Raw genomic sequence first — 22,569 nt, forward strand, 5'->3', positions numbered from 1 at the left:
GTTTAGTACCTCGCCCAATCAAAATTGCTAGAAACAGGCTTGGTTTGAATAGGCCCAGAGGCAACTGGTGACGGAGTTTTGATTTGAATGGTTCCCGCCTCAATTTTACCAAGCTCTTGCATGGCGTTTTTACGTCTGACCATTAAGCCTTCGTCAGCGTCGTTGTTGCACAGTTCGTAGCGCATGAGATCTGCGGCAATGCCAAGAAGGGGAGAGGTATCAATCTCGGCTTGTGTCAGTTCAAGCTTGGCCACGTAACCCGCAATCGTGTTATTTACATTGGTCGAGGCAGTTTCAAACCAATTTAAAAGGGTGGTTTGAATGTCTGTTTCAGGCGTGGCTAATAGCGCGTTCTCTATGTCTTCTGCTGTGATTTCTTGCGAACCGTAAGCAAGTGAAAAGCGGCCATTCGCGTACTCAACCAACTGATTGACACCCAAGGTATTTACTGTGTGTTGTGTATTTACAAACATAGGTCTTTCCTTATTTATAAAGGGGCCGAAGCCCCATAGGGAGTTAATAATTAGGGTTTAAGTAGATTGGTTAAAATCATGCCGTAGTCTTTTGCGATAGAGAGCTCTTTGACTTTTTCGCCCACCATCACTTCAATAGCACCATCAAGGCCAGCTGCTACATCGCGCCTGCCAGAAATTCTGTCGCCAAACTGGGCAGTAAAGGCAAAAGTCATACGGCCATTACTGGCACTGGCTAAGGGGTCAGAGCGGGTAAAGCTAATGTGGTCATTGCCCCATGCCTCAACAAAGCTCGGGGTTTCGCCTTTTTTGGCTGTGTTTACCCAAGCCTCACCCACGTGCACTTTATCTATACCCAGCGTGTCCTGAATAAACCCGATTGGTACGAGGCCGCTATCACCTAACGAGCCGTTATACGCTTTAATCACATGCTTACATGAGCGGAGCTTAGTTAGGATTTTGCGGGGCAACGTCATGTGATTTGGCGTTACTAACATGTCATCGATGAGCTCTTGAAAGAACTGCAAGATATCGAGACTGTCATCATCCAAATACTTTAAATTGTTCTTACCTAGTTCTCGGTGGTAGCCATAGTTAGTAGGGTTTTTAAATAGCTCTGCCACACGGACTTCACGCGCCAAAAGCATTAAGTCTGAGATACCTTCTGTGGCATGGTGCAACGGGTTGTAATTATGTGGTGCTTCTTTAATGTCTGAATTTGGCACTACATCCGAAAGACCGTGGTCTTCGCAAGATGCACTACCTTCTTCTGTGGTAAATTCAACCTGATTAATGGCAGACTTACGGCCAACGCGCGTATTTGGAATGGTCATACGCTCTGCTTTATCGTACGTTCGATACTCAAATGTGCGCTTACCGACAGGCATACGAGGGCAGACTTCATCCGCAATCATACGTCTATTTCGATAGGCAATAGCAATGGCTGTTTGCTCTATATCAGGGGTAAAGGGCATTCCGTGACTCATCATCTCACTCCTATTTCACGATTAACTGTGGGGTAACAGTGGTTGTGCCAATGGTCCCGAGCTTGCCGCTTTCTTGGGCAACGCCCAAGGTCCATACTTCGGCATCTTCAGCTTTGGCGCTCATATCCAACTTAACGGCACGGCCTTCAGTGTCAGGAACCAGCGTATCTCCTGCGAGAATGTCACCGCCGTACTCAACACTGGCCAGTTGAGTCATAACGACATCAACACGCCCAGATATGTTCTTACCCCATTCAGTCACGCCTGCAATGGCAATATCGCTACCAGAGGCTTGAGTTACTTCAAAGTCAGCGCCGGTATACACCGCCACTCTGAACTTCCCAACTTCACCAGAAGCCGTGTAGTTTTGAATAAATCCAGGATTAGCCATTGTTAGCCTCCTTTTGTACGTGACCGAGTGCGTCACTCACGCTAACCGTAATGCCTTTTTGAGACTGAGCATGTTGATACTCCAAAGCCTTTGCAGCCAGCGCATCAGCCGAGTTATCAATTTCTGTCTCGTCGCTGTCGTCTCCACGGCTAAAGTCTTTGGTAAGTCCGGCTTGCTCAGGTAATGAGAGCAGCAAAGTTTTAAAGAACTCGGCTGGCTTGGCCGACGAGGTTTGATTGCCATCGCTAGCAGCAAATTCAAATGTATTGGCACTGTCTGTTTCAAGGTGTGCCATGAATTCGGCCAAACCGTCTGTTTTGGTGATACGCGGGGCATTGCCACCATTGACCTTGGTATCAATAAACGTTTGCGCATCAAACTTACGTTGATTGAATTCATGCTGGGCGTTTTTTGCGTTCGCCGCGTCCAGTTGCGCCTGCAATGCTTTCTCGGCTTCGGTGGGTTCGTTTTTAGTTTTGTCACTCACTTCTAGTTCCTCGGGGTTATTGGTAGGGGCGCTAAAGGCATGATTGCCATAGCGCTGTTTGTCTTGTTCGTGTTCAGCGATGATGGTTTTGCGGATAAGCCAGTCGGCTTCCCAGTTTGGGATGAGTCGGTTTGCGGTCTCTAGGTCATGCTGCTCAATAACCCACTCACGGAAATTACCCATAAAGTCGGTAAGTAAACGCGCAGTTTGCATGGCAACATCTTCTATACGCTCGCTTGCTTCACTGGCAGCAAACTCAAATACTGCGCCTTTTGTTTCATCGTTAAATTGCCAAGGCATGCCAGCAACAGCAGGGGCTTTGCCACCCAAGTAACCAACGTGACCTAAAAAGTAGTTACCTGGTTCGCCTTCTAAACGAACACTGCGGTTTGGGTAACGCTTTGCTTCGACTGCTTCTGCAAACTCAGCGGCCACGTCTTCGGCTTTAGCAAACAACTTACCGTCTTCGACTTTTAAGTCACTTACCCAACCCCATGCGGGGTCGTTAGTCTTAGGGTGGCCAATGACCAAAGGGCTAGTCTTGGGGATAAAGTTTGTGACCACAGAGTCTAAATCTGCGGCGGTAAACTCCTGTGTATTTCCGTTTGAATCGGTGTGGGTGCCAGCGGTAAAAATCTCATACCAGTCAAACTCAGTGTTTTCCATTGTGGGTGCTCATCGTTGAATCAATGAGCTCAGAGTAACGAGGGAGGAATAGAAAGTTAGGCGTAAAATGTTTTACATATAAGTTAATTAGAGCAATTTAATAGATTAAACAGGCAATCAATTTGGATCAACAAATTCCTATCTTCGTACATGTTTTCTAATAAAAAACCCAACAATTTAGTGCTGAACCTGACTTTTCCAGCCTGGTGAATAAAACCCCTTGATTGTCTGTTGACATATTTATTACATTTAATTTGCCGCCAAAGTCCGGCGCGATAATTTTTATTTAAGGAAAAAGTATGTATAAAAAAACGATGCACACAAGCAGGTTCATGGAGTTAATAGGCCTTTTAGGCGTGCTATTTTTAATCCCGTTTTTACAGTTTCAAATTAATGAAATTGCTAGCTATGAAGACAAGTATCACAGAGAGGAGATAAAGGCCGTTACTCGACAGGTATATAACGATGTACAAAAGCTGATTTGTGAGCAGCTAGGCGAACAAGCTGGTAATCATGATTGCACCAAAGGTGTCTATCAAGATGGAGTCGTTAAGGTCGCGATTGAAGCGCAAGAAGAATTTGCTGAATTTCGTGCTGAGTTTGTTAGAGATTATTGGATTACGGTGGGCATTTTTGGGTTTGTTATTTTGACTGCAGCATATATTGGATTCAGGCGAGAGTACCGTCTTCAAGCTAAAGAAAAATAAACCTAAAGCAGGAACTATGGTAACTTTCACCCGCAAAGTTACCACCTAAACCAGAAACAGACCTTAAAACCAAACTGGGATAGTGTTTAGAAGGTGTTTAACAGACTCTCAGATTGTTTAACCCACTTTTAAATAAGCTACCCTACATAAAATTCCACTTAAACGCTTAGAGCGGCTTACAAGCTTGAAAAGCACATAATTGGTAACTTATTAAGCTACATTTACCAAAAGCGTAAAATCCTACTCATTGCAGGTACACTTATCGCAGTGTTAATATGGTTTTAATTAAATGCCATTGTTAGTAACAAAGGAGTCGGCATGTCTAAGTTATTTGCGCTCATTCTATTTTTTATCTCTAGTTCAACATTTGCCATAGTACCACCATACGAACCAGGCGATTCTATTTCAGACCCTGTTGCGTTCTCAAAGCTCTCGCCCGAAGAACAAGCTAAAGTCGAAGTACTCAGAGTAGAGCGAGAACGGCACATGGCCACAGTGACATTTTGGCTCATTGTGATAGCAACCATAGGAACGCTTTGCCACTTACTTTTTGAAGGTTACAGAGCTGGGAAGTTTGATCGCTTTCTGCGTATCTCTTTTAAATATTCTTGGCTTCGATATCGAGACCCCGAGCAGTTCATAATGGAAATGACGATATTCGTATCGCTACAACTTGAAGACCCTCCATCACAGAGGATCTTCTCTAATGTCATAAGAAACTATTTCACTGCGCTTCACTCTGTAGTACATAAAGACAAAATTAAAGATGATGAGTTACATGACCAACTAGTTGCGCTTGGAAAAAAGCTTCATTACCAAAGCCAATTTTGGATTTCAGATAAAAATTCGAATGTAGATACTTCAGATAGCAGATTCACTTCAATACACCTTGAATTTATGAAGACCATAGAATTGATGTCAGAAAAAATTAGTTACTTTGAATCTGTCGAAAAGCAGTACGTTAAGTTTTTCTCTGAGGGAACAATCAAGCTTCGTATGTGACAATATTCTTGATATTGAATTTGTCTCTTTTCTTTTTTGTGTAAATACTTAATAAAGTGCTGCTTAATTACCACAGCGCTACAAACAGGACCACCTGAATTTATGATAAAAGGGAGCTAGAACATATGAAAGAGCAAGAAGGACAACCAATTGAAATATGCAATGAGTCATTTAACGAAGCATTAAACTCGGGTAAGTCTATTACTCAAACCAATAAAACTGAAAATATGATTATTTATGATCTTACAATCTCAGGGGTTAAAGTGAGTGTAGAACTTGCACCCAAACATTCATTGAGCCTTTCGCTCGCTGACAACAAATAAAAGCCGCAGGTGCGGCTTTGTCCTTTAATTAGTGTTTTTGCTAACTAACCCTCAAGAATACGTAATTCACTGTATGTTTCATCCAGCTCCACAACCTCGCACTCTTTGACTGTTTCTGCAACAAATCCGTTTATCATTTTTAAATTGGTCCAAGAATACCAAGCATCATCTGACTTTCTTCCAGAAGACCTTAAACTATCCTCAATAAAGAGGATTTTTTCTTCTCCCGTTTGCCTCGGCGAAATATCTAAGAGTGAACCATTTTCTTTTATAACAGCGTGAAATTCAGCCTCTATAAAAGACTTTTTTGGATCTTCCCAAATCTGCCAACCATAAACTACTTTAGCGCCAGTTTTCTTGCTCTCCAATTCACAGTTATTGAAACAGTAGCCTGCACGATAACTTTTGTCGCGTGCTGTTAACCTCAAAAACGTGGAGTTCTTGTGATCTAAGTTTAATTCTTGAATTAATGATTTTACTCGCCCATTGATTTTTTTAGGCGTTTTTGGTTTTAAATGCATATTTATATCTAGACTTCTTTAACTTATTTTACGAGAGCCAAAACAAAGCTATCGTTTGCTCTCGTACTTTTTCTACTTCAAAAAAGACTACTGTTGGCCAGTACACTGGTACTCTTTTGTAACCAACCAAGAGTTACAACCATTGGCCGACGGGGAATTACAGTTTTTTGTTATTCCGCCGAACGCCTCTGCGCTTGAATAACCCCATGCCTGACACCGTTTTGACGCGAGTCTTATTGCTTGCTCTTCATTTACTGTAGGCGACTCAAATAACCCATATTGATAAGAAAGCTTTACTGTACCGTCAGATTTACTTCCGCCTGTAGCAGACCAGTCTTTTTGAGTCGACATACAACCCGTTGCGAATAAAGCTACTAGTGATACCATCAATGCTTTTTTCATTTCTATTTTCTCCTCGTCCTGTGAGTGCAGAGTTATTAGGCTGGACGTTAAACCTAATAATCATCAAATCCTTTCAATAAGCTTTTTATTATCGCTACTTTCGCCAACGGGCCTGTTTCGCTCGATAATTGGAAACACCATGCGGATCGTAGAGCCTTTTTTTGAAGCTTTGATACTAAACTTAGTTTTGTACACTTTGGCAATTTGCTTCATGTTGTAAAACCCAGAGCCAAAATTTAGCTTGTCCAATAGAGTGATGCCTCGGCCATCATCTTCAACACATACTTCAATGGTTTTATGTTGCAATATTAAGCTAGCGTTTACGTTCTTGGCTCTCGAATGCTTTATTGCATTTCTTACAGAGTGATATAAAACCAAGTAAATATCGTGCTCTAGTTGGTTATCGAATCTCTCATCTCCAACTGTAGATTTAATTTTTACGTTCATAGCTAGCTGCATTGAAGCATGTATTTGCAATATATTAATACCAGCGGATAAAGGCTGCTTTCCTAAACTGGCAATGTCATGAGCTATTGGTTCTAACTTTTCTATGATGTAGGCCATTTTGACCAACCCTTCCGTTAGCATCGTATCATTCCCGCTGCTGCAAAGTGATTTAGCATCAACCATATTCACGTATGCTTCAGTTACATTAGATTGTTGGAAGTGTTTTTGATTTCTACGATACACACTGTGAAAACTCTGCACCCATTTATAGACTAAATAGAAAGCTGATATACTTAAAATGAACGTAAGTAATAAATATATAGCCAAAGCTGCATTCGATTTATAAAAAGGAGCTATAACCTCAAACATATACTCAGTTACATCACTTATTTCATTTCCCTGGATGTATCTAAACCTCAAAGTATGAGTTTTTTCTTTGAGCTCACTTAAAGTCAATATGGCTGAGTCTAGTTGAATCCAATCACTTCCGTTATGGCTATATTGATAAGTGCCTTTTTTCTCAGACACAAAGTCAAAAGATGAGATCGCAACCTTAAGCTTACCATCACCGAGAGAGAGAAATTCAGGCTCAGGAAGTAGGCCTAATTCAGATTCTATAAACACTATTTTGGGCTGTATAGGTTTATCATCAATTGACTTGGGTATTTCAATAAGACCTTTATCACTTACAGCTATGAGCTTATCACCAACAAGCTTTATACTGCTGGTGCTAAATGAGTCTTGTAAAGTACCTTGTATTGCAATTGTATAGTTATGCGCATTGCTTACTTTGTGAAGACCATTCGTCGTTTTTATAAAAAGCTCTTCCCTTGTTACATTCAATTCGACTATATAGCTAGGGGAGGGAACTGATTGCCATGTATTATCAATTTTCTTGAACAAGCCTTTTCCATAAGTTGACAAAAACAGCTCGTTATTAAGCTCCGCAACATCCGTAACCATTACAGATTGTTCAAAATCCAAAATAGAATTTCCTGAACGGTCTGCAACGATTAACCCACTAGCAGTACTTATATATGTTTTTCCAGAATGCCTATCAACATTTAAAACCTCCAAGGACGGAAGCGAATTATTGTATTGTGATGAATCAAGTTGAGTGAAGTGACTACTGAAAAGTTTTACCCCTTCGCTGTTAGTGGCCAAGTAAAGACTGTTCTCAATTACCGATGCATTAATGACATGACTATCAATTAGCCTTGTTACGGTTTTTGCTGCAACATTAACCTTGAAAGCTCCCAAGCTTGTAGAAACAATTAGGTGACCACTAAAAAGTTCGAATGAATTTATTGAATAGTTCATTTTTGGCATTTTTTCGATTAGCCAGCCAACTTTAATAAACTCGTTATTAACATATTTATATATCCCTTTACTCGTACCTATCCATATTTCACCATTTACATACTCAATAGCATTGTATTGAGAGTCTAAATGAAGGTCCGCAATTTTATTTTGGCCATCAACACGTACAAAGCTGTTTATACCTACTCCCCATAAGGTATTACTTTTATCTACGAATAAGTTACGGTAAGACATTGGTTGGCTCGCAATGTTTTTACGTTTTATTTTTAAGGTATTTATGTTCAACTCACTCACATTGCCAGCACTGGTATAATACAACTGATCAGGTGGTATGAAGGTAAGGTTCTCAGCTGAGCTGATGTCCTCATTTTTTATTGATGATTGTTGACCATTAGAGTAATAATACAATGTTGAATTAATGCTATACGCTACACCATGTGGTGTCGCTTCTAAGTTTCCTTTATGTACTCGACCATTTTCCAGCTTTCTTACACCTAATTCAGAGTACACATACAACCCATCTTCACTTAGAAAATATACATGCCCATAGCCAGAGTCTATATCAAACAACTTGATATCTTTATTAAATATAGTGTGCGCTAATCCGTTATTTACGTTAACTTTTACAATCTGCGTGTCCATCATAGCGAAGATGCTGTTGTTGTTTACAGCCAACTTATACGCACCAATGTCAGATACCTTTGTTGCTTGATAGCCATTTAAATTAACTTTCCAAAGCTCTCCATTTTGGTACAAAGCAATTAAATAGTTAAGCTCAGGCATAAACTGTACATCTATGACCATCCCATTAGGCAACTGCGTAAATCTACTCATGCTCGTAAAATGTTCACCATCGTAGCGGTAAACTCCATCATGAGAAGAAAAATACATCAGTTGCCTTTCATCTTGTGCAACTGTATTTAAATGTTTCATTTGCATAGACAAACAGTTTGCACTGAGCACTAGCGCAAATAGGAAAAATAGACCACGCATAATATTATATCCGTTAATGATCGGCCCTCATGTAAAGGGCCTCACGTCCTAGTTCTTTATTGATTATTTATTGTACTTGGTGAGGGTTATGTATTTTAGTCCCACATCCTGCCGCTAACACTGGCACAAATGTGTCTATGGAAGTTTCACTAACATCTTGACTGTCACCATTATATGAACCCAGTGTATCACGAGTTAACACTTTGTGAACTTTGTTGGTGTATTTATTTTGCCAAACGACAGGTTGCTCTCTTGGAGCAATTACAAATAAGTAGGTTGGTTTTCTTGGGTCGGACTCGTGTTTTTTATTATTCCAAGCGTCCATCACTTGTTTACCGAACTGTTCTCCATACAAATGTGTATAAGCGGCTGCAAGTATTTTTGCACCGGAATCGCTCATGATCATCATTGCAGTATCTTGGTAGTCACTACCACAATCAAATGAAACATCTACATTCATTAGTCTACCATCAGGTAAAAGTAGATCTGCATTCATATGTTGTACACGAGCTCGGTCAGGTAATGGTTCAATGGCTTGTGTGTTTGATGCCAAAGCCCCAGCTAGTAGTGCGAAAATTCCCGAAAGTAATTTCATTTTATCGTCCTTTAAGCCATGTATAGAGCTCCCTCCGCGGCTGTTTTTACCATGACCTCATTGAATTGATATTCAAATGTTTTTTCAAACAACATCGGTCTCAGTTTACCACGAATGAATAATTCCCTATCAGCGGGCAAGTTTTTTACAAACATTAAGTCATCAAGTATTTTTTCCACCAATGCATTTGCAGCAACAGCATCAGATACGTCAAAGGCTTGGGTTTTATCTTGTGACTCCACACCTTGGTTATTATCCCGTTCTACATTCACACCAAATACATGGTTGAGATCGATTTTCCGATCTGCGCAAGTTTTCACGATTCCTTCCCAAGGCAAAGATTGCCTATTTCTTGCGTTCCTGACAGCTGAAGGGGATAAACCTAAAATTTCAGATAGTGCACTATCGCTTGTTACATTGAGCAATTTATACAAACGTTCGTACACAGCCTCAATATCAAAATTAACGGTTTCAGATAACATAGCACACCTTTAATACATATGTATAGTAAAATATATTTGTATCATTTTACTGTAAATAACTTGACTCCGATTGATACAGGTGTATTGTTTATGTGTAGTTTAAATATACAAATGAACCAATGGAGTCATACAAATGAGTAACTCTCAAAAGTTAACATCTCGTGAGATTATAGAAAAGTTAAAACCGAAAGATATTTGCTTAACAGACATAGCTGAAGCCCTTGAACTTAGTCCTAGTCACGTTTCTAGAATAGCGTCAGGTGATGCAAAATCTCTTCGTGTCGCACAAGCAATTTGCAACGCTCTAGAAATGCCAATCCATGAAGTATTTGGCAAATCCTATGAACCTAAAAATAGAGGCCCGAGAAAAAGCCAAATTGTCAAAGCCATTAGGCAGGGCACACCAATACCTCCTCCTCTAACAATTACACAGCCCTCAGAGTAGAGACAGGTTTATTTAAGGAGATTTTTACATGTCTAATAATGAAAAGTTCGACAGCGTTTTTAGTTGCCATACACCACCCGATTGCGTGGTTTTACACCAGTTTATACACTGCGTTAACGCTTGTATGCGTCGCTGCGGCTACACTCGTACTGGGCTGGCGGAAAGAATGAATGAAGCATTAAAAGTGCATCAAATTGAAGTAGATGAAGGTAAATTGAATAAATGGTTCGCTCCAAGCCAGCCTACAGCTATGCCAATCCATTACCTACCAGCGTTACTGTGGGCTGTTAAAAGTACGGAACCTGCTGATGTTTTACTTGCTCCATTAATGTATACGGCTGTAAATGAGCGAGCCCTTAAGCTCAAAGAAGTTTCTGAGTACGAAGTTCAGATCAGGAAGTTACAGCAAGAAAAAGAGTCACTCCTCGACGATATCAAAATCGATACTTAATTTTGAGGTTTATACCTATGCCTATCAAAGACCAAGATCTGCCTAAAATTTGGAGCTCCTATGTCTAATCAGCATGTAAAGGAACTAGTAAACCAAGAGTCTCAAAATGAAATCAATCATCAGATTGCTCAGATAGATTCTCCACTTAACATTGTGATGCCAAGCACAATAGAAGAGGCGATGGACCGTGTTGTTTTTCTCGCAAATAGACAATTTACTGACAATGCCGAAATGGGGTTTCTCTTACTTAAAATCAAAGCTGAGACAGATCACGGGAAATTCAATTCTCTGCTACATGAGCGAGGTATTCATCGCCGTACAGCAAGTAGGACTATGGCAATAGCAAAAATGCTAAATGGGCTACCAAAATCCAAAGTGGACACAGTGTCCCTTTTGAATTTTAGTCAAAGACAGCTTACAGAGCTTGCAAAAGTTCCTATAGAGACTCTTAAAGAGCTAGATGATCAAGATTACGAAATCTTAGCTGAAACCTCTGGAAGTGCTATCAAGCAACAAGTTGCAGATCTGATGAAGGAACGTGACGGCTTTCAGGAAGCAGCAGCTAAGGCCATCAACGAACTTGAACATGAAAAGCTGCGTAAAGTGCCTTCTGTTCGGTTCGACATGCCTGTGTTTATAAGCGAAATGCGCAAGGACGCGATTTGTAATACGGAGCTTTTAGATGAAGCACTGGTAAATACGATCACGCAAGTGGGCCAGCTTTGCGATAACCGACAATTGGACTTTGATACCCGCGTGAGCGCAGCGCAAGTTTTGCACCACACCTGGGCCGCGATATATAGCCAAGTTGGCAATATTCTTGAGCGTTTAAGTGGCGAATTCTCGGGTCATATTGAAGGCATTGAACACCTACCAAAATTTACCAAAGCAGAGTGGCAATACGTAGATACTGAACGTAGTCGGCTACTTGAACAATTTCTTTTAGAAAAACAAAGCAAGGAGGTACGCTAATGCATCCTGCTGTTATTAAATTCAATAGTTTAAAGCTCGCAGACAGTGATATCACTTGGGCTAATGCGACTGATAAAGCACGTAAAACAGCGCAGAATAGGACCATTTTTGTTAAGCATTTGCTGTCTAGTGGCTTAAGCATTGATAAAGCAAGACAAGCTCTTGTGACTGCATTGGACCAGCACTTGGTTACGCCTGCATTACACCAGGCAATAAGTTATTTAGGCAAAGTGCCAACACGAGCCACGGCACATAACTGGGTAAAAGCCTATAAAGAAAAGGGCACTGAGGGGTTACTACCTAACAATAAAGGGAGGGTTGCAGCACCGCCGCCATGGGCTGCAAAAGCGCTCGAAATTTATCATAGTCCTAACTCTTTAAGCTTTGCGTTTGTAGCAAGGGACCTAAATAAAATGGGCTATAAAGTCGATGCGGCCCAAGTGAGGCGTTTTATAAACTCTATGCCCCACGAGCTAGGCCCACAAAGCCCGTATCGGGTCGGCACTAAAATCTATGCTGATAAACACAAAGATTTTAAGTTGCGAACGACAAAGAATATACCCGCCGGATTCATATATAACGGTGATGGCCACACAATAGATGTGCACCTTGAGCACACCGAAAGTGGCGAGTCATTTAGGTATGAGTTAACGGCATTTCAAGATGTTCGCAGCCGAAAAATAGTCGCTTGGGATTTGAGTATTGCTGAGAACTCGTTAGCAACACTACGAGCACTGACTGACTCAATAAAAGACTTAAATCATAAGCCTTATTTGATTTATGTTGATAACGGCTCTGGCTACAAAAACCACATGATGTGCGATGAAAACTGTGGTGTGTATACCCAGTTAGATATTGAGCCTATTTTTGCAATCCCTGGGAACGCGCGTGCTAAATGGATTGAGCGTTTTTTTCGAAACATGGAAGAAAACGTGGGTAAACGCTTCGAGACATATTGTGGCCGTGGCCATGATAACCGCCACTTGCTTAAAGTGCTCAAAGAAGTGAAACAAGGCAAGCGCAGTTTACCCACACTAGAAGATTGGATTGCCGAGTTTGAAGCCTGGCTTGAGGAGTATCACAACAGTGAGCACCCAGAAGAAAAGGGCAAAACGCGCAATCAAGTCTGGGAAGAAAGCTTTGAGCAAAGTATCCCTGAAACCATCAATTTTGAGTATTTACCTAAGACCATTGTAAACGTACGCAAAGGTCAAATTAGGTTCGATAACCGCATCTATTCAGCTGACTTTTTATATCAGTTTAATGGCAAACAGCTAGTTGCTGGCTACAGCATGAAGTCATCTGAGCGCATACACCTGTACGAAGTGACGGGCGAGTTTTTAATGTATGCCTTTCTTAAAAGCAAGGTTAAGGCTGTGCCTGATTCTCGTATCGACCAACGTAGGCTTGAACGTAAAGAGAATCGCAAAAAGCGCTTGACTAAAGAAATCCAAAAAATTGAGCGTGAAGACTCTCTCACACGCATTGTGGATGTTGAAGAAGTCGAGCTCATTGAAGCTGAGACAAAAACACTGCCACTCAAGGAGCCTGAGCGCCTTGATATGGATATTGCAGACTTTGTGATTGAGCCAATACCAACACCGAAGCAACCCAACTCTATCGACTTATTTGGAGAAGACCAATGAACTTTACTGAGCACTATAGCGAACTGCAGCAAAAACAAACCAACCTCGTAAACGCAGAAATTGAGTTTTATAACTTAGGCCCAGAGGACTATACATGCGGCTTTAACTTAGAAGATGTAAAAACTGTATTGGCAGGCAAGTCACCAATTAATCCTAAGAAGATTATCAATGCAGTATGGGAACTGTGCTTTGGTGACTGCGACCCAAAGGCGTTTTCAGAAGAAAGTGGCTTTAGTCCCGTTTATAAAGAAGATGATAAGTTGATGGTTGCGCGTATTAAGAAGCGTATGCGAGCCTCTGATATTAGCGGGCAAGGCATAACCAGCGCAGACTTAGCGCGCAAAATGGGCCGCACAGCAGGCTTTATTAGCCAACTATTAAACGGAAAATACACAGCAAACCCCACACAGCATCTACATGACATTTTTGCACAAGTATCACCGATAGATACCAGCGAAGTTGAGGTAACAAATATCGCTGAAGAAGAGCGTATACGTCTTCGCTACGGTGAATACCCATTCGTCGAAACCAGTATTTCTAAAACCATTAATGTGTCTTGCCAACAAGCAAGAGAGCGCCGCCGTATTTCTGTTTTTGCAGGTCAAGCTGGCCTTGGAAAGAGTATGGCCGCAAAGCAGTATGCTGAACAACACAGTGACGACACGATACTGATTGAAGGCTCTGAGCTCACAACTGTGACTGAAATATTAGAAACGCTTTGTATTGCATTGAGTCTTACGCCCAAAACATCTGGCTCACGTAACGTTAAAGCAATTTGTAAGGCGCTGCGTGGCTCTGACAAGTTAATCATCTTAGACGAAGCAGATAAGTGTAAACCGAATTCTTTGGACCCGCTAAGAACCATATCTGACCAAGCCTATGTTGGCGTGATGCTGATTGGCAACCTTGAGTTAGACGAACGTATTCAAACCAACCCTAGATACAACCTTATTCGAAGTCGTGTGAGCTTTTTCTATAAACCTCTAGGCGAAGTGCCAGTGAACGATTTAAAAAGCATTTTTTATGGCTTAACGAGGAACACCGTGCCTGTTGAAGACGACAGCGACACATTTTGGAATTGGTTGCACAAGCGTGTCGAAGGTAATGCTAGAACACTCGGAGACAATCTGCTCCCCCATGTGCTTACGCAATTTTATAAGTACCCAGAGCGCAAGTTTAATCAAACCATGGTGAATCAAATCCTCACCACGTATTTGAATAAACCGTATTAATCGAAGCTAAACGGACATGGAACCAGGTAATCGAAAGGCCAAATCCCTTCTTTAGTGAGGTGGCAATTTTGCTGTATTTCGCTCCAACTAAAGATTTGATCGGGTTTTGTATCTTCCAGTTCTAACAAAGTTGAATTGACCAAAGGAGTTAGTAATGAAACAGCCTCAGACAAAACATGCATGCAAGCTAAGCGAATTTTTAACTGATGAACAGATTGCGGTGATCTGCAGGAGGCAGAATTCGCCTTGTATAAAAATTCCTTTACGTGTTCGGCATGCTCGTCGCGCCAGGTTTCAAAGTCGAAATAATCAACGCCATCAAGCTCAAGTCGAAGTTGATCAACCTCATCTTGAGAAAACGCATTCTCCATCTGAGACAGGAGATCAGTCGCATAAGAAAGATACTTTCGATGATTAGGGTATCGAATCATTTTATTAAATCCCTTTTTTGTAAAGCGAGCCTAGCGGCAACTAGGCTCATCATTAAATAAGGAAAACACCATGATAAGAGTGAAAATTTATCAGCCCATATTCGGCGGTCATTTTGTCCTAAATGACACGCTGACCGATCAACATATGCTCAATGTGCTCGCCATGAACGACCCAAAAGGACGTATTCTGGATAGCGTAGAAGGCAACGTTGCCGTGGCTTTTTGCATCTTCCTTGGGGAAAGGTTATACGAGTGCAAGCAATTAGTGAAGGTAAAACAACAGGTAAGTTTTACCACGCTTTTTACCCGTCTATATTCAAACGTCGCAAAAATCTGTATCGACGATACAAAGCCCTGGGACTTCGAGTTAGAAGAATTTGCTGTATTCCCGAATCACCAAGTTTCTCAAGTGGAGCGTGCAGCATGAACCCGATGATTAAAGCAATAAAAGCAGCACAACGCGCAGCCGGTATAGATCAGGTATGCCATGTAAAAAACGTTAAACAGATCAGCGGTGGTCTCACAAATAGTTGTACTGGCCTTACTAAGAACCAACAAAAGGCATTATTACGGCGTTATCAGTATATGGCGCCAAAGTATGAAATGCCAAAGCAATTGAAATTGATTTACTCGTTGTGGGGGCAATTGGCCAGTGCAGGGAAAGTCGAAAAAGACTCAAAACAGGCATGTGATGCTTTTTGTGAGAAGTATTGCAATGGACTGCGCTTGTATAAAGCTGAGAGCCATTGGTCCGCCATTATAGAAATCCTGAAGCAATGGTTACATCGTGGAGGGCCAGATCATGCCTAGAGGTGAATCTATCGTGATCAACCCCGACAGACCGCTCTATGAAGAGGCCGAGTACGACAACCTGCCATTGGAAATTAGGCGTGTTGGCAAGCTAAGAACCAAGTGGGATGAAGTTCGTGAAATGAAAGCGGCTTCGAATGAGCATAGTTTGGAATCGTTGCTAGAGGAACTTGAAAATGGCTGAGCATGATATTGACCTGAGCTTGTTACCGCATGGTGTGCGTAAGTTCGTCGAAGTTCTTGGGGTTGAGAGGGCTGTTTCTTTATTAAAGCAGCATCAGCTAAGGATGATGTATATCCCGCTAAACCCAAAACCAGAACACGAATTTTGCCAGGTCTTTGGTACTGAGCTAGCTATGCACTTAAGTGAAAATCATGGTGCAAAAAGTTATCAGATCCCAAAGGTAGATAAAGTGCTCTTGCAGTTTAGAAACCAGGAGATCATTAAAGCGCATGAATTAGGCGTACAAGTTCAAGAGTTGGCTGAGCAGTATGGCTTAACCAGGCAATGTATTTGGTTAATCCTTAGTGGCACAGCATTAAGCACTGGTGACCCAATTGCTTTAGAGGCTCAACTGGATCTGTTAGGCGATAAGCACAGGCAAATAGATTTACCGCTTTAGGAGTAACAATGCACAAAAATAATTTTGTGTTACTCACCGCGCAGCAGCTATCTGGTAAATGCTTACCTTCCAAGGTGCAATGTCAGATAGCGCTGCAGATAACCGAAAATTACATAGCTGGTAGAAAGGACTTAAAGCTACCGCTAAATAACCTCGAAGCTGATTTAGCTGAGGCGAAAAACGAAATAGGAAATTGATATGTTAATACAAATGAAAGAAGAAAACGGAAAACTCGAAATCAACGATACATTGGTGCATGGCAAGGAGATTGAGATCAGAGGCAGTGAACTTATTGTTGACGGTAAACAGCTTAAAATAGATACCGACCAAAAAATCTCTATCCATGTATATGGTAACGTGGAAAATTTGGGTGTGTTACACGGCTGTGTAGAAGTTCACAATGCCACCACGGTAATATGCCGCTCTGGTGATGTGATATGTGGTGATGTCGTAGGCTCCGTAACTAATACCTTTGGCAACATAGAATGTGGTGAAGTTGAAGGAAGCGTGTCGACCATTGTAGGTGATGTAAATCACGGCAAAATTGTTCCAGGCTTATTTTGAGGTGATGTATGGGTATTTGTAAGAAAACACTTTTCAATTCAGCCATCGAAAAATGGGGTGTTAAAACCCAAGCAAGTATGGCAATGGGTGAATGTGGTGAGCTAACCGCTGAATTAAATAAATTGTTCATTCAAGAACGAATGGGACACCGCGACAATGTGATTGAAGAAATTGCCGATGTTGCGATTATGAGTGAACAAATTATACATATGCTTGGGGCTGAAGATGAGCTCGAAAAAGTGAAGCTCAAAAAACTAGAAAGACTCAGTGGCATTATCAACGACACCATTTATCACCCACATAAAGAGGTGCATCATGACGAAATTTAGTAAGCTAAACCTTGGTGAATGGACAACGGAACTACCAAACAAAGACGGTATGTATTGGCATTGGTGGGGAGATGACAGCGCGCCTTTTGCATTTCATATTGGGAAGGCAAGCAATGGACGTTGTTTTATCCAAATGGGACAGGCTGGGTATACAGAGCCTAAGTATTGTGACGAATACGGTGGTTTATGGGCCCCGTGTTTACCACCAAACACCTTTATAATTGAAAATATGATTTGTGAACTAACTGAGTTTGCAAAACAACTGAATGTTTAAACTCACTTTAAACATCATTTAAACGGTCATTATTGCAGTAGACCGTTTTTTGCTTTAGCCTAATATATCCACATCGCTTCAAATCACCGCAAAACATTTTACACCTAATTTCCCGAACTTAATTTGCCAGACTAACCATGTAACTCACGACATGGAAATGGCATGGAAAAACTAAAAAAACAATTAATCAGCCATGAAGGGTATGAACGAACCGTTTATATGTGCCCAGGCGGCTACAAATCGATAGGTGTTGGCAGGAACCTTGAGCAACGAGGCCTAACCGACGACGAAATCAATTATCTCCTTAACAACGATATCGCTTATTTTACTGCCCAAGTTGAAAAGCATATAGACACATCAAAATGTAACCCCGCACGCAAAGCTGTACTCATCAATATGGCGTTTAACCTTGGCATTCATGGGCTACTCAACTTCAAAGAAACCATTGCCGCCGTAGAGCGCGGTGATTGGGACAAAGCGGTAATTGAAATGTTCGATAGCCGCTGGGCTGTTCAAGTTGGAGAGCGTGCAGACCAATTGGCTGAACAGATGAAAACAGGGGAATGGTATGACGCCTGATAAGGAAAACGAACTATTCCAATCTATTGGTCAAATTCAAGCAACCCAAACATCTATTTTGAACGAGGTCAAACAGATCAAAACAGACCTCAATGCACGCGTAGATAAGCTAGAAACCCGTGTAGATAAAGTGGAAGGACAGCTCACTAATACTCGCCTAAAAATAGCGGGGGCAAGTGGCCTTACAGGTATTGCTGCGGCTATTACATCTGAGCTGATGAAGCTAGGAGGCGGTTAATGGCTCATGGTGATGAAGTGATGACTGCGGTCCGTGATAGCTATGTGAACGGCCTTTTAAATATAACCCTTTCAGCACGTAAGCACGATGTGCCCGAAAGCACAGCACGGCGCTGGAAGCTTGATGCTAAAGCGGCTGGTGATTGCTGGGATTTAGCCCGAGCAGCTGCTAGAAAAGCGACTGGCCCAGCTGGCGAATTTACCGAAATGTTCATTCAGGAGTTCTCGCTTGAAGTAAGTTCAGCACTTGAAGCCCTGAAAGAAAAGGGCGATGACATGCCTTTGGCCGAACGAGCAAAGGTGCTAAAGCAGCTAAAGGATATGTACACATCTGTCATAGATTTAGCTGGCGGTGATAAGAAGATCGGTAAACTTGCTGTAGCTGCAACGGTTATCAAAGAGTTTGGCCAGTACATCACGCACCATCACAGTGAACACACCGAAACCTTTGTAAAAATCATTGATGGTTTTGGGCCATACATAGCTAGAAAGTTGGAAGAGTAATGGCCAAAGACATCAATTCAAAAGACTTTTTAAAGGAAGTCGAAGAGCTTACCTCGTCACTCAGAAGAGACATTGAAGCAAAGCACCGTGATATAGATCCCAGTCCAAAAGCCATAAAAGAACGGCGTAAGCGTGTATTGAGAGGCGACTTTGAATTCTTTGTTTATACGTACTTTCCTCACCATATGTGGTTGGATGAAGGGCAAAAACCGAGTGAGTTTCAGCAATATTTTATGGATTGGTTTCCGGAAGCCATTGCGTTAGAGAACGGTTGGAAAAACTGGTTTGTAGCACCCAGAGGCGAAGGAAAATCAACGCTAGGCGTTAAGCTAGCACCTGTTTATGTATCTGTTTTGGCCTTATTACAGGACGAAGAAGTGTGTAATGATCTTGGCCTTGTAAAGCCAGAGCTGTTTATAGATTACGTTATTTTATTTGGTGCTGAAGCCAAAATGCCAGCCAAAACGCTTGAGGTGGTTAAAACTGAGCTACTAAACAATAGTAACTTAATGCTCGACTTCCCTGAGGTTTGCCAAACATCTCCTGTATGGAAGATTGGCGAGTTTGTTACAGCGCAAGGCGTTCGCTTTGAAAGCCGTGGTGCTGACCAATCAGTTCGGGGCGCTTTCCATGGGGCAAGCCGCCCTAAGTTATTGTTAGCCGATGACATCATCACCGATAAGGAAGCACGCTCTGCAACTGAGCGAGATAGCCGCTGGGCATTTCTTGAAGCAGCAGTACAGTATCTTGGCCCACCAGATGGTTCGGTCAAATTCTTAGGTGTTAACACCGTACTCAACAGTGACGACCCTATCTCTCGTGCGGAGCATGCACCTGGTCATTTAGTTCATAGATTTAAAGCCATTTCTCAGTTCCCTGAAAGAATGGATTTATGGGAGCAATGCCGTGAGCTCATGCTTTACAAAGACAAAGAGTTTGAGAAAAAGGCAGCAGCCAAAGGTCGAGCTGTTTCAAAAGAAGAAAAGCCCAGCTTTAAGTTTTGGGTTAAGAATAAAAGGCAAATGTCTAAGGCCGCTAAAACCAGCTGGCCTAGCGTACGGTCTTTGTATGACCTAATGGTGATGTGGGCATCAAATAAACGAGAGTTTAACCGTGAGATGCAAGGTATTGCCAAATCAGATGAAGAACAAATTTTCTATCAATTTGAGTTCTGGGTAGACCGCCTTCATCTCTGGAAGCCATATGGCGCATGCGACCCATCAATGGGGAAAACCGCAAGTGCAGATCCAAGTGCTCTAATGGTAGGTTTTTGGGCTCCTGAGCTTGCAAAACTTCATGTCGAACACGAAAGCCGCAAAGTACGCGGCCCAAGCAAATTACTAAACGATTTAATACGGCTACAACGCGAATACAACTGTTTGGTATGGGGGTTTGAAAATAATAATGCGTTTGAATACATGCGCCAAAGCTACATAAAAGAAGGTCTTGAGCAAGGTATAGCTTTACCACTTAGAGGCATAACTGCAACCGTATCACAGGAAGAGCGGATCGAAAGCTTAGAACCTTATATAACTAATTCACCAGCCCAAATTGCATTCCATAGTCGGTGTAGGCAAACCATAGATGAGCTCGAAAACTGGCCTGATAAACAGAGTACCCACCATTACGATTTAAGCTGTGCACTCACACTTTTGTGGATGGTTACAAGCACAGGAGCAGGCGGCATTCCAAAAGTAAGAAGCCGTAAAGTAACCAAATCAATAGGGGGCTACCATGTCTAAACCCCATTTAAGTTATAAGGGCTATCGAGCACTACAAAAAGCCTTTTCAATGAGCAAAACAGACCCAGCACTATGGGCCATGATGCGTGAATTACCAAACCCTGACCCGATCTTACGCAAAGCAGGTAAAAGCTCACTGATATATGACGAGATAGCCCGTGATGCCCATGTAATCGGTGAATTACGTAGTTTGCGCTCTGGTATGTTCGCATTCAATGCTGAACTGGTGCCTGGTGGTGATGATTCAGCAAGCATGAAAAGCTATGAGATTGCAAAGACCCTCATGGCATCAAGCCCTGCCAAAAATACTCAATGGATGGACATCGACTGGCACAACTATAGCGCGATTTTACACGGGTTTGCAGTAACCCATTTAGGCAAATTCGAAAAACAAGATAACGCCTGGATACCTTCCTCCATCGAACAGTGGCAAGCAGGGCGTTTTGCGTTTAACTCTGACCATGAGTTGCTCGTTAAAACCCGCGAAACTCCCGAAGGTGAGCATATCAATGAAGACCGTTGGACATGTGTTCGCCACATGCCAGAGGCTAAAAACCCTTACGGAATTGCCCTACTCAGTAGCTGTTTTTGGCCTTGGATGTTCAAGCATGGTGGCTTTAAGTTTTTCGTTCAGTTGTGCGAGCGCTTTGGTGTACCTTTTCCTGTCGGAAAGTATCCAATTGGTACGCAGGACAAGGAAATTGGAGAATTACTTGAAGGCCTAGCTAAGTTGATCACTGAAGGTATTGCCGTCATTCCAGATGACTCAAGTTTAGAAATCATTGAAAGCAAAATGTCTGGTGAGCCTGTCCAGTTGCAGCTTATTAATTTGTGTAACTCAGAAATGAGTAAAGCGCTGACTTCCCAAACACTCGCCACAGAGCAAAAAGCCGGTGCACGTGCAGCAAGTGAGACACACGCTAAACGCGCGGGTGAAAACCAACGTGCCGATAGGGCGCTCGTATCTGGTTATCGAAACCAGCTATTAGAAACCATCCATAGAGTGAATTTTGATGGTGGCGAACCACCCAAATACGTCTGGCGAGACAAGAAAGAGATCAACCTCGAAACAGTAAACGTGATAAGGGAGTCAGCCCGTATGGTGCCTGTTTCAGAGGACTATGTATACAAGACTTTGGGCATTCCAAAGCCACAAAAAGGCGAAGCGCTGTTAGAAATAAAAGACGACGGCCAAGGCATTGCTAGCGCACCAAAACAAGACTTTTCGAGTGATAAGCAGGGCGCTGACGTCTCTGTTTTTGACGAGTTTGACCAAGCAACTGACGCCGAAATAAAGCAGATTTTTGAGTTTGCCAAACAAGCAAACAACCTCGACGAACTAAAACAAAACGTCCTCAATGAGTTCCCAAATATCTCTAATTCAGCCCTAGCAGAAGTAGCCACAAAGGCCCTTGAATTGGAGGTTTTAGAGGGAATGAACGAGGCAAATCAACAGGAGATTTAATATGCCAACAAACAATATTGTAGTGATTACTAAAAAAGAAGATGGTGAAACTAAAAGGAAAGCAGCACCCGCCTTAGCTGAACTTGCGCAACGTGGGTGGGAGCTTAAAACAACCATTGATAATGCACAAAAAGAAGTGAAAGAGATAAATACTGAGATACTAAAGAAACTGAAACCTGGTCAAGCGGTAGTCATTGAAGAAGTAGGGCGTTGCACCGTTGTTGAAAGTACATCCTATAAGATATCTGATGCTGATGAACTTAAATCCATTCTTGGCCCTCGCTTTAAAGATTTAACCAAACAGACTGTAAATTATTCCGCAACACCAAAGCTAAAAACAATGTGCATCGACGCTGACGAACCTAAACAAATGCAAATCAACGCCTGTTTCACAGTTTCAAGCTCAACAGCTGCAAAGTGGACTGGTGAAAAAACCAAAGCTAAAGAAAAAGCTGCTTAAAAAAGCTAAC

Annotated in this window: 32 protein-coding genes; 22 read left to right on the plus strand and 10 right to left on the minus strand. The window is 42.0% G+C overall.

The annotated features are described in order from the left end of the window. Positions 1–2: 2 nt before the first annotated feature. From JF50_RS13225 to JF50_RS13240, 4 genes are read right to left on the minus strand one after another with little or no spacing between them, the layout of a single operon-like run. Complete coding sequence (locus tag JF50_RS13225; protein WP_039609917.1) at positions 3–473, minus strand: phage protein Gp36 family protein; 471 nt, start codon at positions 471–473, stop codon at positions 3–5. Between the two features lie 50 nt (positions 474–523). Then, on the minus strand, positions 524–1,462 hold the full coding sequence (locus JF50_RS13230; protein WP_235423430.1) for a capsid protein: 939 nt from the start codon (positions 1,460–1,462) through the stop codon (positions 524–526). Positions 1,463–1,469: 7 nt separating this feature from the next. Next, on the minus strand, positions 1,470–1,850 hold the full coding sequence (locus tag JF50_RS13235; RefSeq protein ID WP_039609919.1) for a hypothetical protein: 381 nt from the start codon (positions 1,848–1,850) through the stop codon (positions 1,470–1,472). Further along, the gene (locus tag JF50_RS13240) at positions 1,843–3,003 is read right to left on the minus strand and encodes a hypothetical protein (protein ID WP_039609920.1); all 1,161 of its coding nucleotides are present in this window, start codon (positions 3,001–3,003) and stop codon (positions 1,843–1,845) included. Before JF50_RS13240 ends, JF50_RS13235 begins: the two co-directional genes overlap by 8 nt. A 299-nt stretch (positions 3,004–3,302) precedes the next feature. Between JF50_RS13240 and JF50_RS13245 the strand changes: the two genes are divergently transcribed. From JF50_RS13245 to JF50_RS13255, 3 genes are all read left to right on the plus strand, one after another. After that, the gene (locus JF50_RS13245) at positions 3,303–3,710 is read left to right on the plus strand and encodes a hypothetical protein (protein ID WP_039609921.1); all 408 of its coding nucleotides are present in this window, start codon (positions 3,303–3,305) and stop codon (positions 3,708–3,710) included. A 318-nt stretch (positions 3,711–4,028) separates the two neighbouring features. Further along, positions 4,029–4,712 carry a hypothetical protein gene (locus JF50_RS13250; RefSeq protein ID WP_039609922.1) on the plus strand — a complete coding sequence of 228 codons (684 nt, stop codon included), beginning with the start codon at positions 4,029–4,031 and terminating at the stop codon, positions 4,710–4,712. Between the two features lie 125 nt (positions 4,713–4,837). Continuing rightward, the gene (locus JF50_RS13255; RefSeq protein ID WP_039609923.1) at positions 4,838–5,035 is read left to right on the plus strand and encodes a hypothetical protein; all 198 of its coding nucleotides are present in this window, start codon (positions 4,838–4,840) and stop codon (positions 5,033–5,035) included. Positions 5,036–5,079: 44 nt separating this feature from the next. Here the strand turns inward: JF50_RS13255 and JF50_RS13260 are convergent, their stop codons facing one another. The 5 genes from JF50_RS13260 to JF50_RS13280 form a co-directional block, all read right to left on the minus strand. Further along, positions 5,080–5,556 (minus strand): hypothetical protein, encoded by a 477-nt coding sequence (locus JF50_RS13260; RefSeq protein WP_039609924.1) that lies wholly within the window; start codon positions 5,554–5,556, stop codon positions 5,080–5,082. A gap of 87 nt (positions 5,557–5,643) precedes the next feature. After that, positions 5,644–5,958, minus strand: coding sequence for a YecR family lipoprotein (gene yecR / locus JF50_RS13265; protein ID WP_039609925.1), 315 nt, complete (start codon positions 5,956–5,958; stop codon positions 5,644–5,646). 63 nt (positions 5,959–6,021) lie between these two features. Further along, on the minus strand, positions 6,022–8,718 hold the full coding sequence (locus tag JF50_RS13270) for an ATP-binding protein (RefSeq protein WP_039609926.1): 2,697 nt from the start codon (positions 8,716–8,718) through the stop codon (positions 6,022–6,024). Between the two features lie 67 nt (positions 8,719–8,785). Further along, positions 8,786–9,313, minus strand: coding sequence for a hypothetical protein (locus JF50_RS13275; protein WP_039609927.1), 528 nt, complete (start codon positions 9,311–9,313; stop codon positions 8,786–8,788). An 11-nt stretch (positions 9,314–9,324) separates the two neighbouring features. Beyond that, the gene (locus tag JF50_RS13280) at positions 9,325–9,795 is read right to left on the minus strand and encodes a hypothetical protein (protein WP_039609928.1); all 471 of its coding nucleotides are present in this window, start codon (positions 9,793–9,795) and stop codon (positions 9,325–9,327) included. A gap of 133 nt (positions 9,796–9,928) precedes the next feature. Here JF50_RS13280 and JF50_RS13285 point away from each other — a divergent pair, with 133 nt between their 5' ends. From JF50_RS13285 to JF50_RS13305, 5 genes are read left to right on the plus strand one after another with little or no spacing between them, the layout of a single operon-like run. After that, complete coding sequence (locus JF50_RS13285; protein WP_039609929.1) at positions 9,929–10,240, plus strand: helix-turn-helix domain-containing protein; 312 nt, start codon at positions 9,929–9,931, stop codon at positions 10,238–10,240. Between the two features lie 28 nt (positions 10,241–10,268). After that, positions 10,269–10,691 carry a hypothetical protein gene (locus tag JF50_RS13290; RefSeq protein ID WP_039609930.1) on the plus strand — a complete coding sequence of 141 codons (423 nt, stop codon included), beginning with the start codon at positions 10,269–10,271 and terminating at the stop codon, positions 10,689–10,691. 60 nt (positions 10,692–10,751) lie between these two features. Next, positions 10,752–11,663, plus strand: coding sequence for a hypothetical protein (locus JF50_RS13295; RefSeq protein ID WP_039609931.1), 912 nt, complete (start codon positions 10,752–10,754; stop codon positions 11,661–11,663). Continuing rightward, entirely contained in the window at positions 11,663–13,309 is a 1,647-nt protein-coding gene (locus JF50_RS13300; protein WP_052262286.1) for a Mu transposase C-terminal domain-containing protein, read from the plus strand. Before JF50_RS13295 ends, JF50_RS13300 begins: the two co-directional genes overlap by 1 nt. Further along, positions 13,306–14,541, plus strand: a complete 1,236-nt coding sequence (locus JF50_RS13305; RefSeq protein WP_039609932.1) for an AAA family ATPase — start codon at positions 13,306–13,308, stop codon at positions 14,539–14,541. The genes JF50_RS13300 and JF50_RS13305 overlap by 4 nt, the downstream gene beginning before the upstream one ends. Here the strand turns inward: JF50_RS13305 and JF50_RS13310 are convergent. After that, positions 14,538–14,972, minus strand: coding sequence for a hypothetical protein (locus JF50_RS13310; RefSeq protein WP_039609933.1), 435 nt, complete (start codon positions 14,970–14,972; stop codon positions 14,538–14,540). The genes JF50_RS13305 and JF50_RS13310 overlap by 4 nt on opposite strands. A gap of 70 nt (positions 14,973–15,042) precedes the next feature. Here JF50_RS13310 and JF50_RS13315 point away from each other — a divergent pair, with 70 nt between their 5' ends. The 14 genes from JF50_RS13315 to JF50_RS13380 all read left to right on the plus strand — a co-directional run bounded on the left by JF50_RS13315 (position 15,043) and on the right by JF50_RS13380 (position 22,559). Then, on the plus strand, positions 15,043–15,399 hold the full coding sequence (locus tag JF50_RS13315; RefSeq protein WP_039609934.1) for a hypothetical protein: 357 nt from the start codon (positions 15,043–15,045) through the stop codon (positions 15,397–15,399). Next, a complete protein-coding gene (locus tag JF50_RS13320) occupies positions 15,396–15,782 on the plus strand; it encodes a phage protein GemA/Gp16 family protein (RefSeq protein ID WP_039609935.1) in 387 nt (128 codons plus the stop codon). The genes JF50_RS13315 and JF50_RS13320 overlap by 4 nt, the downstream gene beginning before the upstream one ends. Then, positions 15,775–15,966: a hypothetical protein gene (locus JF50_RS13325; RefSeq protein ID WP_039609936.1), complete on the plus strand. Its 192-nt coding sequence runs from the start codon at positions 15,775–15,777 to the stop codon at positions 15,964–15,966. The genes JF50_RS13320 and JF50_RS13325 overlap by 8 nt, the downstream gene beginning before the upstream one ends. Next, positions 15,959–16,405: a Mor transcription activator family protein gene (locus JF50_RS13330; RefSeq protein WP_052262287.1), complete on the plus strand. Its 447-nt coding sequence runs from the start codon at positions 15,959–15,961 to the stop codon at positions 16,403–16,405. The genes JF50_RS13325 and JF50_RS13330 overlap by 8 nt, the downstream gene beginning before the upstream one ends. Positions 16,406–16,413: 8 nt before the next feature. Next, positions 16,414–16,602, plus strand: coding sequence for a hypothetical protein (locus JF50_RS13335; RefSeq protein ID WP_039609937.1), 189 nt, complete (start codon positions 16,414–16,416; stop codon positions 16,600–16,602). 1 nt (position 16,603) lies between these two features. Then, positions 16,604–16,969 (plus strand): hypothetical protein, encoded by a 366-nt coding sequence (locus tag JF50_RS26090; RefSeq protein WP_052262288.1) that lies wholly within the window; start codon positions 16,604–16,606, stop codon positions 16,967–16,969. A gap of 8 nt (positions 16,970–16,977) precedes the next feature. After that, positions 16,978–17,298, plus strand: a complete 321-nt coding sequence (locus JF50_RS13345) for a hypothetical protein (protein ID WP_039609938.1) — start codon at positions 16,978–16,980, stop codon at positions 17,296–17,298. Further along, entirely contained in the window at positions 17,285–17,572 is a 288-nt protein-coding gene (locus JF50_RS13350) for a hypothetical protein (protein WP_039609939.1), read from the plus strand. The genes JF50_RS13345 and JF50_RS13350 overlap by 14 nt, the downstream gene beginning before the upstream one ends. Positions 17,573–17,734: 162 nt before the next feature. Continuing rightward, positions 17,735–18,151, plus strand: coding sequence for a glycoside hydrolase family protein (locus tag JF50_RS13355; RefSeq protein WP_039609940.1), 417 nt, complete (start codon positions 17,735–17,737; stop codon positions 18,149–18,151). Continuing rightward, the gene (locus JF50_RS13360) at positions 18,141–18,389 is read left to right on the plus strand and encodes a hypothetical protein (protein WP_039609941.1); all 249 of its coding nucleotides are present in this window, start codon (positions 18,141–18,143) and stop codon (positions 18,387–18,389) included. The genes JF50_RS13355 and JF50_RS13360 overlap by 11 nt, the downstream gene beginning before the upstream one ends. Then, the gene (locus JF50_RS13365) at positions 18,389–18,892 is read left to right on the plus strand and encodes a DUF1804 family protein (RefSeq protein WP_039609942.1); all 504 of its coding nucleotides are present in this window, start codon (positions 18,389–18,391) and stop codon (positions 18,890–18,892) included. Before JF50_RS13360 ends, JF50_RS13365 begins: the two co-directional genes overlap by 1 nt. Further along, entirely contained in the window at positions 18,892–20,634 is a 1,743-nt protein-coding gene (locus tag JF50_RS13370) for a hypothetical protein (protein ID WP_039609943.1), read from the plus strand. Before JF50_RS13365 ends, JF50_RS13370 begins: the two co-directional genes overlap by 1 nt. Continuing rightward, the gene (locus JF50_RS13375; protein WP_039609944.1) at positions 20,627–22,099 is read left to right on the plus strand and encodes a phage portal protein family protein; all 1,473 of its coding nucleotides are present in this window, start codon (positions 20,627–20,629) and stop codon (positions 22,097–22,099) included. Before JF50_RS13370 ends, JF50_RS13375 begins: the two co-directional genes overlap by 8 nt. A gap of 1 nt (position 22,100) precedes the next feature. Further along, positions 22,101–22,559: a hypothetical protein gene (locus tag JF50_RS13380; RefSeq protein WP_039609945.1), complete on the plus strand. Its 459-nt coding sequence runs from the start codon at positions 22,101–22,103 to the stop codon at positions 22,557–22,559. Positions 22,560–22,569 lie beyond the last annotated feature (10 nt).

The organism is Pseudoalteromonas luteoviolacea, from assembly GCF_000814765.1.
GTDB lineage: Bacteria > Pseudomonadota > Gammaproteobacteria > Enterobacterales > Alteromonadaceae > Pseudoalteromonas > Pseudoalteromonas luteoviolacea_H.

What these genes read in the sequence shown, in the direction of transcription:
- JF50_RS13225 (WP_039609917.1), bottom strand. Translation starts at nt 473, where the DNA reads ATGTTTGTAAATACACAACACACAGTAAATACCTTGGGTGTCAATCAG.
- JF50_RS13230 (WP_235423430.1), bottom strand. Translation starts at nt 1,462, where the DNA reads ATGATGAGTCACGGAATGCCCTTTACCCCTGATATAGAGCAAACAGCC.
- JF50_RS13235 (WP_039609919.1), bottom strand. Translation starts at nt 1,850, where the DNA reads ATGGCTAATCCTGGATTTATTCAAAACTACACGGCTTCTGGTGAAGTT.
- JF50_RS13240 (WP_039609920.1), bottom strand. Translation starts at nt 3,003, where the DNA reads ATGGAAAACACTGAGTTTGACTGGTATGAGATTTTTACCGCTGGCACC.
- JF50_RS13245 (WP_039609921.1), top strand. Translation starts at nt 3,303, where the DNA reads ATGTATAAAAAAACGATGCACACAAGCAGGTTCATGGAGTTAATAGGC.
- JF50_RS13250 (WP_039609922.1), top strand. Translation starts at nt 4,029, where the DNA reads ATGTCTAAGTTATTTGCGCTCATTCTATTTTTTATCTCTAGTTCAACA.
- JF50_RS13255 (WP_039609923.1), top strand. Translation starts at nt 4,838, where the DNA reads ATGAAAGAGCAAGAAGGACAACCAATTGAAATATGCAATGAGTCATTT.
- JF50_RS13260 (WP_039609924.1), bottom strand. Translation starts at nt 5,556, where the DNA reads ATGCATTTAAAACCAAAAACGCCTAAAAAAATCAATGGGCGAGTAAAA.
- yecR (WP_039609925.1), bottom strand. Translation starts at nt 5,958, where the DNA reads ATGAAAAAAGCATTGATGGTATCACTAGTAGCTTTATTCGCAACGGGT.
- JF50_RS13270 (WP_039609926.1), bottom strand. Translation starts at nt 8,718, where the DNA reads ATGCGTGGTCTATTTTTCCTATTTGCGCTAGTGCTCAGTGCAAACTGT.
- JF50_RS13275 (WP_039609927.1), bottom strand. Translation starts at nt 9,313, where the DNA reads ATGAAATTACTTTCGGGAATTTTCGCACTACTAGCTGGGGCTTTGGCA.
- JF50_RS13280 (WP_039609928.1), bottom strand. Translation starts at nt 9,795, where the DNA reads ATGTTATCTGAAACCGTTAATTTTGATATTGAGGCTGTGTACGAACGT.
- JF50_RS13285 (WP_039609929.1), top strand. Translation starts at nt 9,929, where the DNA reads ATGAGTAACTCTCAAAAGTTAACATCTCGTGAGATTATAGAAAAGTTA.
- JF50_RS13290 (WP_039609930.1), top strand. Translation starts at nt 10,269, where the DNA reads ATGTCTAATAATGAAAAGTTCGACAGCGTTTTTAGTTGCCATACACCA.
- JF50_RS13295 (WP_039609931.1), top strand. Translation starts at nt 10,752, where the DNA reads ATGTCTAATCAGCATGTAAAGGAACTAGTAAACCAAGAGTCTCAAAAT.
- JF50_RS13300 (WP_052262286.1), top strand. Translation starts at nt 11,663, where the DNA reads ATGCATCCTGCTGTTATTAAATTCAATAGTTTAAAGCTCGCAGACAGT.
- JF50_RS13305 (WP_039609932.1), top strand. Translation starts at nt 13,306, where the DNA reads ATGAACTTTACTGAGCACTATAGCGAACTGCAGCAAAAACAAACCAAC.
- JF50_RS13310 (WP_039609933.1), bottom strand. Translation starts at nt 14,972, where the DNA reads ATGATTCGATACCCTAATCATCGAAAGTATCTTTCTTATGCGACTGAT.
- JF50_RS13315 (WP_039609934.1), top strand. Translation starts at nt 15,043, where the DNA reads ATGATAAGAGTGAAAATTTATCAGCCCATATTCGGCGGTCATTTTGTC.
- JF50_RS13320 (WP_039609935.1), top strand. Translation starts at nt 15,396, where the DNA reads ATGAACCCGATGATTAAAGCAATAAAAGCAGCACAACGCGCAGCCGGT.
- JF50_RS13325 (WP_039609936.1), top strand. Translation starts at nt 15,775, where the DNA reads ATGCCTAGAGGTGAATCTATCGTGATCAACCCCGACAGACCGCTCTAT.
- JF50_RS13330 (WP_052262287.1), top strand. Translation starts at nt 15,959, where the DNA reads ATGGCTGAGCATGATATTGACCTGAGCTTGTTACCGCATGGTGTGCGT.
- JF50_RS13335 (WP_039609937.1), top strand. Translation starts at nt 16,414, where the DNA reads ATGCACAAAAATAATTTTGTGTTACTCACCGCGCAGCAGCTATCTGGT.
- JF50_RS26090 (WP_052262288.1), top strand. Translation starts at nt 16,604, where the DNA reads ATGTTAATACAAATGAAAGAAGAAAACGGAAAACTCGAAATCAACGAT.
- JF50_RS13345 (WP_039609938.1), top strand. Translation starts at nt 16,978, where the DNA reads ATGGGTATTTGTAAGAAAACACTTTTCAATTCAGCCATCGAAAAATGG.
- JF50_RS13350 (WP_039609939.1), top strand. Translation starts at nt 17,285, where the DNA reads ATGACGAAATTTAGTAAGCTAAACCTTGGTGAATGGACAACGGAACTA.
- JF50_RS13355 (WP_039609940.1), top strand. Translation starts at nt 17,735, where the DNA reads ATGGAAAAACTAAAAAAACAATTAATCAGCCATGAAGGGTATGAACGA.
- JF50_RS13360 (WP_039609941.1), top strand. Translation starts at nt 18,141, where the DNA reads ATGACGCCTGATAAGGAAAACGAACTATTCCAATCTATTGGTCAAATT.
- JF50_RS13365 (WP_039609942.1), top strand. Translation starts at nt 18,389, where the DNA reads ATGGCTCATGGTGATGAAGTGATGACTGCGGTCCGTGATAGCTATGTG.
- JF50_RS13370 (WP_039609943.1), top strand. Translation starts at nt 18,892, where the DNA reads ATGGCCAAAGACATCAATTCAAAAGACTTTTTAAAGGAAGTCGAAGAG.
- JF50_RS13375 (WP_039609944.1), top strand. Translation starts at nt 20,627, where the DNA reads ATGTCTAAACCCCATTTAAGTTATAAGGGCTATCGAGCACTACAAAAA.
- JF50_RS13380 (WP_039609945.1), top strand. Translation starts at nt 22,101, where the DNA reads ATGCCAACAAACAATATTGTAGTGATTACTAAAAAAGAAGATGGTGAA.